This window comes from Rhodococcus sp. 05-2254-5 (assembly GCF_002258575.1).
GTDB classification, from domain to species: Bacteria; Actinomycetota; Actinomycetes; order Mycobacteriales; family Mycobacteriaceae; genus Rhodococcoides; species Rhodococcoides fascians.
Window position 1 is genome coordinate 403391 of the sequence record NZ_NOZG01000007.1, and the last position, 12620, is coordinate 416010.

At 64.9% G+C, this 12620-nt stretch carries 15 protein-coding genes; 6 read left to right on the forward strand and 9 right to left on the reverse strand.

The annotated features are described in order from the left end of the window. Positions 1-294: 294 nt before the first annotated feature. Both CH278_RS07200 and CH278_RS07205 read left to right on the forward strand, forming a co-directional pair. Positions 295-774 carry an STAS domain-containing protein gene (locus CH278_RS07200; RefSeq protein WP_052057049.1) on the forward strand — a complete coding sequence of 160 codons (480 nt, stop codon included), beginning with the start codon at positions 295-297 and terminating at the stop codon, positions 772-774. A gap of 82 nt (positions 775-856) precedes the next feature. Beyond that, positions 857-1996: a carboxylate-amine ligase gene (locus CH278_RS07205; protein WP_094621538.1), complete on the forward strand. Its 1140-nt coding sequence runs from the start codon at positions 857-859 to the stop codon at positions 1994-1996. A 49-nt stretch (positions 1997-2045) separates the two neighbouring features. Here CH278_RS07205 and CH278_RS07210 read toward each other — a convergent pair whose 3' ends face one another. Then, a complete protein-coding gene (locus tag CH278_RS07210; protein WP_052053448.1) occupies positions 2046-2330 on the reverse strand; it encodes a DUF3263 domain-containing protein in 285 nt (94 codons plus the stop codon). 287 nt (positions 2331-2617) lie between these two features. Here CH278_RS07210 and CH278_RS07215 point away from each other — a divergent pair, with 287 nt between their 5' ends. Continuing rightward, positions 2618-3130, forward strand: a complete 513-nt coding sequence (locus CH278_RS07215) for a CinA family protein (RefSeq protein WP_032391871.1) — start codon at positions 2618-2620, stop codon at positions 3128-3130. A 48-nt stretch (positions 3131-3178) separates the two neighbouring features. Further along, positions 3179-4033, forward strand: a complete 855-nt coding sequence (gene nadE / locus CH278_RS07220) for an ammonia-dependent NAD(+) synthetase (RefSeq protein ID WP_032391872.1) — start codon at positions 3179-3181, stop codon at positions 4031-4033. 18 nt (positions 4034-4051) lie between these two features. Here the strand turns inward: nadE and CH278_RS07225 are convergent, their stop codons facing one another. From CH278_RS07225 to CH278_RS07235, 3 genes are all read right to left on the reverse strand, one after another. Continuing rightward, entirely contained in the window at positions 4052-4555 is a 504-nt protein-coding gene (locus CH278_RS07225; RefSeq protein WP_032366828.1) for a DUF6328 family protein, read from the reverse strand. 51 nt (positions 4556-4606) lie between these two features. After that, on the reverse strand, positions 4607-5068 hold the full coding sequence (locus CH278_RS07230) for an STAS domain-containing protein (RefSeq protein ID WP_052053449.1): 462 nt from the start codon (positions 5066-5068) through the stop codon (positions 4607-4609). Between the two features lie 132 nt (positions 5069-5200). Next, positions 5201-6031, reverse strand: coding sequence for a GAF and ANTAR domain-containing protein (locus CH278_RS07235; RefSeq protein ID WP_094621539.1), 831 nt, complete (start codon positions 6029-6031; stop codon positions 5201-5203). 426 nt (positions 6032-6457) lie between these two features. Here CH278_RS07235 and CH278_RS07240 point away from each other — a divergent pair, with 426 nt between their 5' ends. Both CH278_RS07240 and CH278_RS07245 read left to right on the forward strand, forming a co-directional pair. Further along, positions 6458-6733, forward strand: coding sequence for a hypothetical protein (locus tag CH278_RS07240; RefSeq protein WP_143536225.1), 276 nt, complete (start codon positions 6458-6460; stop codon positions 6731-6733). A gap of 206 nt (positions 6734-6939) precedes the next feature. Beyond that, on the forward strand, positions 6940-7851 hold the full coding sequence (locus CH278_RS07245) for a manganese catalase family protein (RefSeq protein WP_094621541.1): 912 nt from the start codon (positions 6940-6942) through the stop codon (positions 7849-7851). 69 nt (positions 7852-7920) lie between these two features. Here CH278_RS07245 and CH278_RS07250 read toward each other — a convergent pair whose 3' ends face one another. Genes CH278_RS07250 through CH278_RS07270 form a run of 5 tightly spaced genes read right to left on the reverse strand, consistent with a single transcriptional unit; the run spans position 7921 to position 12614 of the window. Then, complete coding sequence (locus CH278_RS07250) at positions 7921-9453, reverse strand: protein adenylyltransferase SelO (protein ID WP_094621542.1); 1533 nt, start codon at positions 9451-9453, stop codon at positions 7921-7923. 51 nt (positions 9454-9504) lie between these two features. Next, positions 9505-10284, reverse strand: coding sequence for an IclR family transcriptional regulator (locus tag CH278_RS07255; protein WP_052054635.1), 780 nt, complete (start codon positions 10282-10284; stop codon positions 9505-9507). Between the two features lie 58 nt (positions 10285-10342). Beyond that, on the reverse strand, positions 10343-11305 hold the full coding sequence (locus tag CH278_RS07260; protein ID WP_094621543.1) for a PDR/VanB family oxidoreductase: 963 nt from the start codon (positions 11303-11305) through the stop codon (positions 10343-10345). Beyond that, positions 11302-11547, reverse strand: a complete 246-nt coding sequence (locus tag CH278_RS07265; RefSeq protein WP_201245408.1) for a hypothetical protein — start codon at positions 11545-11547, stop codon at positions 11302-11304. Before CH278_RS07265 ends, CH278_RS07260 begins: the two co-directional genes overlap by 4 nt. After that, a complete protein-coding gene (locus CH278_RS07270) occupies positions 11544-12614 on the reverse strand; it encodes an aromatic ring-hydroxylating dioxygenase subunit alpha (protein ID WP_094621544.1) in 1071 nt (356 codons plus the stop codon). The genes CH278_RS07265 and CH278_RS07270 overlap by 4 nt, the downstream gene beginning before the upstream one ends. Positions 12615-12620: the final 6 nt, after the last annotated feature.

Genomic DNA, 12620 nt, shown 5'->3' on the forward strand with positions numbered 1-12620 from the left:
ACGTCCCTTGCGGCCGAAGCGGGGAGCGTGTTCGCTACGGCTACCGTGCACTGGATTGCGGTCGGTTCAACCGTCGACTGCCGACAATCGAAGCAGCGTAGCGGGTTTCGCCGGACGCAATTGTGTATACACTATCTGCACGCGGTTGAGGAGAAGCCCCGTAGTCAGGAAGTAGCGACTGCGAGATGTGCCCGACCGCGCTCTTCGACACCCGATAGTCCGAGACTCGTTTTCTCGAGAACTGGTGTCAGAGGCAGCCGACAGTCTCCGGTCGCGAGCCGGTGGAGGTGGGCAATGGTGTTTCTACGGTCGGTGCACAGTGATCCGGAATCGATTCGATTGTCGTTCTGCGGGCCGGACAATCCCGAGGACGGCGCATTCGCGCTGTCCGTGGACGAACTCGTCGGCGGACCGGTCGTCATCCGCATCGTCGGGTCGATCGACAGATCGGCAATTCCGGTCATAGGCGAATGCGTGTCGGAGGCCATCGTGTGCGGGCGGTCGCTGGTCGTGGATCTGCTCGATGTCGAATTCGTCGACCCCGCAGTGGTTCCCGTCCTCTCGGCAGCCGCCTTGCGGCTCGCTGCGCACCGGTGTCGCGCGATCGTCGCCTGTACACCCGAGCTGCAGCGACAACTCGATCCGAGTGGTGTCCACCTCGGTACGGAGTGCGTCCGCAGCGTCGCGGACGCCGTTCGAAGTGCGGTGAAACCGGCGAGATCCGAAGAGGTTCCGAATTCCTGCACAGGCGAGACGCCTGCGCGGTCGGCGTGACCGGCAGTTCCGCACCGCGCACGATCGTCGCCGCGGTGTATCTCGCGGTGGTCGTCGGCGATCACCCGGGCGACAGCGCCCGATGAGTGCAGGGGCAGTCCCCACGGTTGGAGTGGAGGAGGAGTTCTTTCTCGCCGACATCGACATGCTGCGTCCGGTGGCGGTCGGCCCCGGTGTCGTCGCGCATGCCCGGGCTGCGGGAATCGATGCCGTCTCGGAGCTGACCGAGGTGCAGGTGGAGGCCAATTCGCCTCCGCTGCAGTGTCTTCGCGAGTTGCGGGAGAACGTGATCTCCACCCGCGCCACGCTGTCGGCGGTGGCCTTGGCGCAGGGTGCCCACTTACTGGCGGCAGGTGTCTCGCCGGTTGCGCCTGCTGATCGTGGCCGCCTGCCCATCTCGGACGGCTCCCGCTATCGGCGTCTTGCCGAGACCTACGGGGCACTGGCAGAGAGCGTTGCCACGTGTGGGGGTCACATTCATGTCGAGGTGCCGGAGAAGGAGACGGCGATCGGGGTATGCAATGTCGTGCGGCCCTGGCTCCCCACGCTTCTGGCGTTGACGTCCAACAGCGCGATACACGACGGCGTCGACACTCGGCACTCGAGTTGGCGTTCGACGGTGTGGGGCAGGTGGCCGACGGCTGGTCCGCCCCCTCACCTGAGTTCGACGGCGGAGTACGACGACCTGGTCGGCTCGATGATCGAGACCGGGATGATTCTCGACGAAGCATCGCTCTACTGGGATGTACGGCCCAGCTCCCACCAGCTGACGGTCGAGGTGCGGGTCGGCGACGTACCTGCCGTCGCCGAGGAGGTGGTGTTGTCCGCTGCACTGGTCCGCGGTCTCGTCGTCACGGCCCTTCGGTCCATCGACCGCGGCGAGCCGGCACTCGTCGTGGCCGGCAATCACCTCGCAGCGGCATACCACCGTGCCCGCATGGATGGATTGGCCGGCGTCGCAGTGGATCCGAGCACCGGGAGACCGGTGTCGGCATCGAGTCTGCTCCGATCGCTCGTCCGCTACGTGGAACCGGCGCTGACCAGCACAGGCGACCTCCGCTGCGTGCAGACTTCTCTCGAACGGTTGACGCACCTCGGGAACGGCGCGCAACGCCAACGCCGGATTTTCTCGCGCAATGCAGACGCTGCCGCCGTCGCTGCTCACGCAGCCCGTTTCACTACTGCCGAGTGGAACTCGCCGGTGGCACGGGACGCGGGTTGATCGCGGTGGTCGGTCCTGTCCATAGTCTGCGGGCCTCAGCACCAGCTGGTCACTGAGTAAGCCAGATGCGCCTTCTGGCAATGGCTTTGAGTCGCGTCACCATGACAGGGCTGAGGCCGAACTCGCCGAACACGCTGCCGGGATCGCGGTCGAGGATCTCCAGCACGGTGCGGTAGTAGTCCTGAGTCGACATCGCGAAGGCGGACCGGATTTCGTCGTCCGGTCCGCCTCCGTGATTGACCCATCTCAGGGCGAAGTCGATCATGGCGCGGTCTGTGTCGGAGTAGAACGCTACCGGTCGCTCTGCCCCCGCAGAAGTACGTCGATTCGGCATAACACACCTCCTGGAACTGACTGTCGATCCGAAATTAGCACTGCTCGCGAACACGTGCCAAGGGTCCGGTATCTGCGATGAAGACCCGAATATCGGTCGTAAGCCCCGTGTTTGGACTGCCGTCGTGCGTGGAAGTCGATACACAGCTCGGCGTACGCGCCCGGGCCGTGCGGTCGAGCCAGGGGCCGGAGGTTCAACCCCTGCAGCCTCCGGCCCCGCGCCCACAGAATCAGTCGCTGAAACAATCCGGCGAACACCTTCGACGAATCAGGTACGGAGAGTGTGTGATGGACACCGATGCAGAACAGCGTCTACCGACCGAGGCCGACGCTTCCTCGGTATGTAGGAAGATCGCCGAACTGGCGCAGACGTACGACATCGCGATCGGCACCGCCGAATCGCTGACCGCCGGAAATCTCGCGGCCATGCTCGGCAAGGCGCCGTCCTCGGGGCAGTGGTACCGCGGCGGTATCGTCGCGTACCACGAGAGCGTGAAACACACTCTGCTCGAGGTCCCCGACGGCCCGGTCGTCAGCGAACAGGCCGCGACGGCGATGGCTCGATCGACGGCGTCGTTGATCGGCGCGCATCTGACGATCGCCGTCACCGGCGAAGCCGGGCCGCAGAGCCAGGAAGACCAACCACCGGGGACGGTGTGGGCAGCGGTGTACGACCGCGGCGACGTGAGCACCGAATGCAAGCACTTCGAGGGTGAACCGGAAGAAGTTCTGGCCCGGACCATGGCGTTTTCCCTCGATACCCTGCTGCGCCACGCGCGGAAACGGGCCACGGGTAGCTGACGCCGGGGGAGTGCAGACAACTGTTCGTCAACGAGATCGGAGCGCAGTATGAGTACCGATTCCAGTGTCCGAAGCCGTATTCAGCACGAGCTGGGTGTTCGGCCGTCGATCGATCCCGACGAGGAAATCCGCCGCCGGGTCGGTTTCCTCGCCGATTATCTGAGGGCCAGTGGCACAGCGGGTTTCGTGCTCGGCATCAGCGGGGGACAGGACAGCACCCTGGCCGGAAAGCTCGCTCGGCTGGCCGCTCGCGAGGCCGCGGAACTCGGTAACCAGGCCACATTCGTCGCGGTGCGTCTGCCGTACGGAACTCAGGCGGACGAAGCCGACGCCGTCGTCGCACTCGACTTCATCGAGCCGGACCGGACGGTCACTGTCGATATCCGCGACGCCGTCGACGCCTCGGCGCGCTCGGCCGCCTCGGCGCTGGATACTCCGCGTATCGCGGACTTCGTACGAGGCAACATCAAGGCGCGCGAACGCATGATCGCGCAGTACACGATCGCCGGCCAGGAGAATCTTCTGGTGGTGGGTACCGATCACGCGGCCGAGGCGGTGACGGGCTTCTTCACCAAATACGGTGACGGAGGCGCGGACGTCACTCCGCTGAGCGGTCTCACCAAAAGCCAAGGTGCGCAGCTCTTGCGGCACCTGAACGCACCGGAATCGACGTGGCGCAAAGTGCCGACAGCAGACCTGGAGGACGACCGTCCCGCGCTCCCGGACGAACAAGCACTCGGCGTCACCTACGCACAGATCGACGCATACCTGCAGGGCGGACCCGTCGACGACGATGCGGTGGACACCATCGAGCGCTGGTTCGACAAGACCCGGCACAAGCGCGCCATGCCGGTGGGGCCGGACGATCGGTGGTGGCGCACGGCCGTCGACTGCCGGTCCTGAGGCACCGTCGACGAGACGTTATCGACGGCGGTGGATCCGGGGCAGTAGGAACCAGAACGCGACGGCCGTCGACGCCACGACAGCGGCCGCGGGGGCTGCGGCGCGCACACCGAGCACTATCTCGAACGTCAGGGCGGCAGCACCCACCAGTGTCACTCCCAACATGGCGAGACCGCTGATGGCGAGTATGTTGCCGACGCGCACTATGACCCCTATTGCACGCTGCCGGAACAGGAGTCGGTGCATGCTGACGGGAGCCACCAACAGGATCGTCGCAAGCATCGACGCCGACACCGTCATCAGATAGACCACGTGGCCGGCCGTGGACAGCCCGTCGAAGCGGGCCTGGAACGGCAGGGTCAACAAGAACCCGGTCAGAAGTTGTACACCGGTCTGTACGACACGGAGTTCCTGTAGCAACGACGACCAATTGCGATCCAACTGCTGAGTGGGAGTTTCGTTGCGCGCTTTGTCGTTCCACGCACGGTGGTCCTCGTCCTCGTCCTCGTCACCCGTCGTCATCGACCAAGACTAGTGCGATCTCGACGGGTAGGCGGTGGAAATCGGACCGGTTCACGCAGTGTGTACATCCGCGGTCGACGTGCCGGTCGCACACTCTGGACACCCGGCACCGGACTCGGACGAGCCCGATGCCCCGGTTACGGACTTCCTCAGCGACGAACCGACGGACTCGAGGGCCGAATCGATATCGGTGAAAATCGGAATCGCAGCATCGAGTCCGACCAGATGCATCGGCCGCCCCGTGGTCGGCCCGGATGCGACCACCACCAACGAGGTTGAGCAGCATGCCTTTCGGCGAGCTGCGATGAGCACGCTCATGCCGACGGAGGCCAGGAAGGACACCCCCGACAGATCGACGATCACGGCTGCAGGCGCTGCCGTGACCGCTTGTTCGATGTGGTGGGCGAGATCGGACGCGGTCGCGAGATCCACTTCTCCGTTGACCCGCAGAACAATTGCGTTGTCATGGTGTTCGCTGGCGATGCCGAGCCCGAGCAACTCGTTGTGTTTCATGGGGGGTCACCGTCCTTACCCTGTGCAGTGGCATGTCCGTCGAACAGCGCACTGCGGCGTAACCGAGACCGGCAAGGATTGCAGAACCGAGGCGAACCCGGTGCGAGCGGCGCTGTCGACTGCGGGCAGGGGCTACACCACGCTGTCCGAATCATACCCACTGTTCGTTTCTTCGTGCAGGCCGGTTCGAGAGCTCGAATGTTCGGCAACCGACTCGATCATCGCCGACGCAATCTCGCTGACCTTGATGTTTCTGTTCTGCGACTGCTCGGACAGCAGGGCGAACGCGTCGTCGGCGGAGATTCCGCGCATCGCCATGATGATTCCTTTCGCCTGGTCGATGTCAGCTCTCGTTTTCATCGCTGTCCGCAGGCCGGTGATTTCTCGTTCGGCCGACCGGGCGCGCTCGGTGATCGCGATGACGGTCTCGATCGAGGTGGCGAGCAGGGCCACCGAGACCTCGTCGAGTGGGTCGAAGCCGCCGGCACTCGTCCCGTAGATGTTCAGCGACCCGTGGCGGTGCTCGTCGGGCGTCAGCGGGGCCGACAAATAGCTGTGGACGCCCAGATCGGCCACTGCGGCAGCGAAGCGAGGCCAGCGAGCTACTGCCTCGTGCGCCTGTGCGCGAACCATACGTCCGCTGCGGATGGCGTGCAGGCAGGGGCCTTGACCAGCGCGATACTGGTCGGAATCGATGTCGTGCACAGCGGGGTCGGTGGACGCCACGGTTCGCGGTCGGCCGGTGTCGTCGAGCATGGTGATGCCGACGAGATCCGCGTCGGGAACCACGGCTGCGACCTCGGAGCACACGGCTTGAAGAACGGCATCGACGTCGGCACCGGTCAGTATCTTCCCCTTGATTCGGCGCAACGCTTGGATGTATTGCCCGATCCGGGCGAACGCCGAACCCGAGGCGTCCGGTGCGTCGTGAAGACGGTCGTCTTCGATTGAAAAGTCACTCATCTGGTGGGCTCGTTTCGGTCGGGCCCCCGCATGGACAGCAGGCAGCCACTCGTCAACTCCCGGCCCCGACTCGACCGAACGGGGTCATAATATACAGAGCCTCGCGGGTGCATTCGCACCTGTCCCGAGCGCACGCCCACGGGCCCGCTGAACGCAGGGGTGGTCGCATCCAGGCCCGAGTCGGGGTATCCTACACAGTGATTGGGTGGAGACCACGCCCGCAGAATCGACTGCGGTACGAACCACGATCTTCCCCTGCCACAGTCTTCGATCTGTGGAGGTCAATGCCCATGATTCCCGAATCCTCGTCGTTTTCGATGTCCGTCGACCGCGGAGACGACGGCCCCATCGTCGTCTCGGTGCAGGGCGCACTCGAGATCCCCGGCAATACCCGCCTGTTGGCAGACTGACTGCCTGGCGGGGTCCGTGCTCGCCGACCGACCGGTGGTGGTCGACCTGGTCGGTGTCACCGAGATCGGTGATGCGGCAACGCAGTACATCGTCGATGCGTCCCATCAGCTGCTGTGCCGAGGGTTCCGTCTCACCGTCGTCGCGCCGGCCTCCGCCGACGACCGCAACGTTCGACGGCTCCGGGAGCGTGTTCACGTTCATCGGGGATCGGATGCGGTGTCCGATCCGATGTCGGCAGTATCGCGCCGTCGTACCCCTGCCGTCGATGCGCTGCAGGGGACTTACCTGTAGGTCGATAGCACCGCGGCCCTCGTGCGGACGGTGCTGCGGAAAGCCGTGTGTACCGGGATGTTCCGCCGGTGTCCGTCGTCGAGGCGTCGCGGTCCAGACCTGTGTATCGAGTTCTAAACCCTTGCAGTGCAAAGTGTTTGCTGGGAATTTCGGCGGGTAGCCGGATCGAGTCACCTGCTCGAACTTCGACCCGAACTGGAGTCCCTATGTTCCGACACACCGACTACCTACAATTCGATGCCAAGCCCGAGAAGCCGGATCCTGTGTACGCACACAAGCTTCAGGAGCTCATCGGTGGTGCATTCGGCGAGATGACCGTGACCATGCAGTATCTGTTCCAAGGCTGGAACTGTCGCATGGAGGGCAAGTACAAGGACCTGATCATGGACATCGCGACCGAAGAAATGGGTCACGTGGAGATGCTGGCCACCATGGTCGCTCGTCTGCTCGAGGGTGCACCGGCCACCGAGTCGACCAAAGCCGCTGCTACCGATCCCGTGGTAGCGGCAGTGATGGGCGGCATGGACCCGCAGCAGGCGATCGTGTCGGGCGGCGGTGCGCTTCCGGCGGATTCCAACGGCTACCCGTGGAACGGTCGGTACATCATCGCCAGTGGCAACCTGCTCGCAGATTTTCGTGCGAACGTTGCCGCCGAGGCGCAGGGGCGGCTGCAGACCGCGCGTCTGTACAACATGACCGACGACCCGGGCGTCAAGGCCATGCTGCAGTTCAATCTCGCTCGCGATACGCACCATCAGAATCTGTGGCTCGCTGCCATCGAAGAGCTGCAAGCCGACGGACTCGAGGACGTCGTAGCACCGAGTGCACTTCTCGACGAGGAGGCATCCGAGCACGCAACCGATCTGTGGCACCTCTCGGACGGTGAGTTCTCCTCGACCGGTGGCTGGGCGAATCGGCCTGCGCCCGACGGCAAACGGCAGATGGGGTTCCTCGCCGATCCGCAGCCTCTGGGCGGCAAGGCATCCGCGCCTGCACCCGATCCGAAGTTGTACGCGACGTACGACGGGGCCAAGGGAGATCCCGCGTCGGCCGCACTGGGTACCGAGAAGGGCGTCATGGGGAAGATCAAGGACGCCCTGGATCCCGACGAGAAGTAGGCCCGAACTCCCTGTGCCGCACAGCAGTTGCGACGCGAATATCGCGTCGCAACTGCTGCGGTCAGCTGACTACGTCCCGCAGAACGTTCGGAACCCCGCGCTGAAGTCGACGGGCGCGGGTCCGGCGTAGTCCGACAGCTCGACCCGACCGTCGAACGGATTCGTCACGACCGACAACAAGCGGTCGAAGGGCGCGAGGTCACCCTCGGTCGCTGCTGCCAGCGCCGCGTCGACCATGTGGTTGCGAGGAATGTACGCGGGGTTCACTCGGTCCATGGCGTCCGCGACGGACCGGAGGTCGTGGCCCCGCTCGAGCACCGCTGCGCGCCATCGTTCGAGCCACGGTGCAGCTGCCTCGTGCGGTACGAGTGACGCAAAATCTGCGTCGTTGCCCCGCAGATTCTCCGCCAACGCGCGGAAGGTCAGGGTCCAGTCGGCACGATGATCCCGCAGAAGCACGTGCAGTTCGTCGAGGAGACTGCCGTCCGGTTCGATAGCGTCGAGGCCGAGCTTGGCGGCCATCAGGTTCTCGTAGTGCTGTCGGTAGCGATCACCGTAGGAGTCCAACACCGTCGTCAGCGCGCTGATGGCGCGGTCCGGAACCGAATCGACCAGCGGCAGTAGTGTTTCGCCGAATCGTGCCAGGTTCCAACCCAGGACGGCGGGTTGGTTGCCGTACGCGTAGCGGCCGCCGTGATCGATCGAGCTGAAGACCGTTGCAGGATCGTAGGCGTCGATGAACGCGCACGGCCCGTAGTCGATCGTCTCACCGGAGATCGTCGTGTTGTCGGTGTTCATGACGCCGTGCACGAAGCCGACGGACATCCACTGCGCCACCAACTGCGCTTGCTTGTCGACGACGGCCTCGAAGAATGCGAGGTATCGACTCTCCGCGCCCTCTGCCGGGAGTTCGGCAAGCTCGGGATAATGACGCGCGATGGCGTAGTCGGCCAGGCTGTGTGCGAGGCCCTCGCGGCGGGCCGCGAACTCGAAGGTACCTACGCGCAGGTGGCTCGAGGCAACCCGAGCCAGCACTGCGCCGGGCTGCGGACCTGCCTCTCGAACCACCTGCTCACCCGTCGTGACGACGGCCAACGACCGAGTGGTCGGGATGTGCAGAGCGTGCATGGCCTCACTGATCAGGTACTCGCGCAGCATCGCACTCACCACCGCGCGCCCGTCTCCGCCGCGGGAGAACGGCGTGGCACCGGAGCCCTTGAGATGCAGATCGACTCGTCGGCCGTGTTCGTCGTGCAGCTCGCCCAGCAGTAGTGCTCGACCGTCGCCCAGCAACGGCACGAATCCGCCGAACTGATGACCGGCGTACGCCATCGCCGAGGGGGTCGAATCGGCCGGTGAGACAGCCCCGGACAACACGCCTGCGCCCTGCTCGGAGCGCAGCATCGACGGGTCGAGCCCCAGTGACCTGGCGAGGTCCTCGTTGAGGATCAGCACCCGCGGATTCGGTGCAGGTGCGCCCTGCCACGGCACCGTGAAGCCGGGAACGTCGTCCACCAACGTCGACTCCAGTCCCCATGACGGCGGGACCGATGAAGGCGGATTGTCGGACGCAGCTACCGGTCCCGTCGCGAATTCACTCATACTCCAGGGGTACCACGAGATCGGGTAATCACACCGACCGTGCTCCGCGCATTACGAGCGCGCCGATATGTCGGGCGGGGACAGTGCGCGTTCGATACTCAGGGCGGCGGCCCGCAGCAACGGGGCGAGCATGTGCGGGGCTGCGGTATCGGCATCGACGACGACCGAGACGGCCGCGCGGATCGTACGACTGCGGTCGAAGATCGGTGCGGCAACCGATACGGCGTCCGAGGTGATCTGTCTGTCGCTGACGGCGACACCGGTTCTCCGAATATCGGCCAGCGTGCGCCGCAGGATGTCCGGATCGCAGATGGTGTGCTCGGTGAATCTGGTCAACGGTGCCGAGCACACCTCCTCCTGAACGTGGGCGGGCGCGTGGGCCAGCAGCGCCAGACCGACTCCGGTGGGCGGCAATGCGAAACGGCCGCCGACGCGCGTGCGCAGGGCCACCGAGTCACGGCTGCGAATTCTCTCGACGAACACGACCTCGTGACCGTCGCGTACTCCCAGCTGCACGTTCTCCTGGGTGACGTGGGCGAGATCTTCCATGACCGGTAACGCGCTTTCCCTGAGGACCAGGCCCCGCGGTGCGAGTGACGCGATCTCCCACAGTCGCAGACCGATGTGGAATCTGCCCGTCCGGTCATCGCGCTCGATCGCTCCCCACCCGACGAGATCGAGCGCGAGCCGGTGCGTGGTGGAGAGCGGGAACCCCGATCGTCGAGCGAGCTCGCTCAACGTCAAGGTCGGATGCTCTGGCGTGAACGCCTCCAGCAGTGTCAGCGCGCGTACGGCCACCGGACCGGTGCGAGCGGGGCCCTCGGCCGTCATGGAGTGCTTTCTTCGATTCGTCGGGCTTCGATTCGTAAGGAATGTCGTGCAACGAGCTCTACAGTTCGAGAACGAGCCGGGGGCCCGTCGACCGGGACACACAGATCATCATGGTGTCGTTGGCACCGCGTTCCTCCTCGGTCAACAGTGTGTCGCGATGGTCGACGGTGCCGGCGAGAACGGCTGTTTCGCAGGTTCCGCACGTTCCCTCTCTACACGACGAGAGCACCTGCACTCCCGAGTTCGTCACGGCGTCGAGCACCGATTCGTCCGGATGCACGGTGACGGTTCGTCGGCTCAGAGAAAGTTCGACTTCGAATGACGCACCCGATGTCGGCCGATCGAGTGTGTCGGCACGGAACCGTTCGAGGTGCACGCTTCCTTCGGGCCAGTGCCCCGCGCGTTCGGTCACGGCGTCCAGCAGGGGCCCCGGTCCGCAGCAGTAGACGGCCGTGCCGACGCGCGCAGTCCCGAGCAGATCGTCGAGATCGAGCAGTCCCTTTTCGTCCTGCGGGACCACGGTCGTGTTGCCGGGGTAGCGGGAAACGAGCTCGTCGACGAACGCCATACTGTCGCGGGACCGGCCGCCGTACGCCAGCGACCACCCGGCCCCACGCCGCTCGGCCTCGGCCACCATCGTGATGATGGGTGTGATTCCGATACCGCCGGCGATGAACAGATAGTTCTCGGATTCGGTCAACTCGAAGTGATTGCGCGGTCCACGGACACGGACGGTGTCGCCGACGGCAAGGGTGTCGTGGACATGGAGCGAACCACCGCGGGATGCCGGTTCTCGTAGGACTCCGATGCGCCAGGTGTCGCGGTCGGCCGGGCTTCCGCACAGCGAGTACTGGCGGGTGATGTCGGAAGTCAACTCCAGATCGATATGAGCTCCCGGCGTCCAGCTCGGCAGGTCTGTGCCGTCCGGCTTGCGCAACTGCAGCAGGGCAACGCCATCCGCGCCGCTGCACTTGTCCGAGACGATCAGATCCAGGTCGCACTCGGGGAGGTTTCGCGTCACTCGGCTCTCCCCACGTGACTCACGAGTTCGCCTCGCACCGAGGGCAACTCGGGATGGCCGGGGTCGACGGTCGAGAAGTGCCCGATGGGGTGCGCGAGCAACCACTCCCACAGCAGTGCCGGATCCTCCTCGAGCCGGGACGAGCCACAATGGCAGACGCCGCGCAGCCGGTCGGTACCCGGAACCCACACCACACGCAGCACGTTGGGGCCCTGCAGCATTCGATTCGGTTCCGGTGTCACGACACCACCTCGGCACCTGCTCGCGAGCCCTCGAGGAGTTTGCTCAGAAGCCGACGCGCACCGAGGCCGCCCGCATCGATGTTGATCGACAGTTCCTGGTAGCCGGCCTTTTCGGTGTCCAGTGCTTGCTGAAGAATGTTCAGCGCCACCACGTCCTGCATGACCACTGTGCGATTGTTCTCGGCCAGAAACTGGGACACTTCGTTGTCGTCGATTGCGAAATCGCGAGCAACAGCCCAGAAGTCGTGTGTCGAGGTCTCGGTTTCCGGAGTGATCGCGTACACGATCTCGCTGTGGAACGCGTGGGCGTCGGAGCCGTCGTCCGCGGGTAGCGGTGATCCGAGCGGAGCGATGCGGCTGTGCAGTAGGTACAGGCACGGGGGCGTGTATTCGATGTCCTGCCAACGCGAGATGCGCGTGTCGATGCCGGTGGACTTCGAGTAGAACGGTGGGCATTCGGCGTCGTCCATGTGCCGCGAAACGTAGATGACGTTGCGATCGTCGTCGATCTCGGTGGTGATCGGTGTGTCGGCGACTTCGGGAGTGCCGATGTAACCGCCGTGCAGGTAGGTCTCGTGCGAAAGGTCCATGAGGTTGTCGACGAGCAACTGATAGTTGCACGAGATCGGCTCCATTCCGCTCACCACGGTGTAGTCCGGGGAGTCCATCCACGGGGCCCGGGGAATACGAGTGATGTCGCCGTCGATCGGATCGTCCGGGTCGGCAATCCACACCCAGACGAACGAATCCTGCTCGTACACCTGATAGGTGGTGAGCCTGGCCGTCCTCGGCACCCGCTTCTGCCCGGGAACGGAGACGCAGCCACCGTCGCTGCCGTACGTGAACCCGTGGTAGCCGCAGACCACGGTGTCGCCATCGAGGTGGCTGGGGGCCGCGGAGAGTGGGTACCGCCGGTGCACACAACGATCGCTCATCGCGGTCACAGCCCCGGACTCCGTGCGCCACAACAGAATGGCCTCGCCGCAAATGGTGCGCGAGAACAGCTCTCGGCCCACTTCTCCGCTGTACGCCGCGACATACCACTGGTTACGGACGATTGTCGTCATCGATTC

What these genes read in the sequence shown, in the direction of transcription:
- CH278_RS07200 (WP_052057049.1), top strand. Translation starts at nt 295, where the DNA reads ATGGTGTTTCTACGGTCGGTGCACAGTGATCCGGAATCGATTCGATTG.
- CH278_RS07205 (WP_094621538.1), top strand. Translation starts at nt 857, where the DNA reads ATGAGTGCAGGGGCAGTCCCCACGGTTGGAGTGGAGGAGGAGTTCTTT.
- CH278_RS07210 (WP_052053448.1), bottom strand. Translation starts at nt 2,330, where the DNA reads ATGCCGAATCGACGTACTTCTGCGGGGGCAGAGCGACCGGTAGCGTTC.
- CH278_RS07215 (WP_032391871.1), top strand. Translation starts at nt 2,618, where the DNA reads ATGGACACCGATGCAGAACAGCGTCTACCGACCGAGGCCGACGCTTCC.
- nadE (WP_032391872.1), top strand. Translation starts at nt 3,179, where the DNA reads ATGAGTACCGATTCCAGTGTCCGAAGCCGTATTCAGCACGAGCTGGGT.
- CH278_RS07225 (WP_032366828.1), bottom strand. Translation starts at nt 4,555, where the DNA reads ATGACGACGGGTGACGAGGACGAGGACGAGGACCACCGTGCGTGGAAC.
- CH278_RS07230 (WP_052053449.1), bottom strand. Translation starts at nt 5,068, where the DNA reads ATGAAACACAACGAGTTGCTCGGGCTCGGCATCGCCAGCGAACACCAT.
- CH278_RS07235 (WP_094621539.1), bottom strand. Translation starts at nt 6,031, where the DNA reads ATGAGTGACTTTTCAATCGAAGACGACCGTCTTCACGACGCACCGGAC.
- CH278_RS07245 (WP_094621541.1), top strand. Translation starts at nt 6,940, where the DNA reads ATGTTCCGACACACCGACTACCTACAATTCGATGCCAAGCCCGAGAAG.
- CH278_RS07250 (WP_094621542.1), bottom strand. Translation starts at nt 9,453, where the DNA reads ATGAGTGAATTCGCGACGGGACCGGTAGCTGCGTCCGACAATCCGCCT.
- CH278_RS07255 (WP_052054635.1), bottom strand. Translation starts at nt 10,284, where the DNA reads ATGACGGCCGAGGGCCCCGCTCGCACCGGTCCGGTGGCCGTACGCGCG.
- CH278_RS07270 (WP_094621544.1), bottom strand. Translation starts at nt 12,614, where the DNA reads ATGACGACAATCGTCCGTAACCAGTGGTATGTCGCGGCGTACAGCGGA.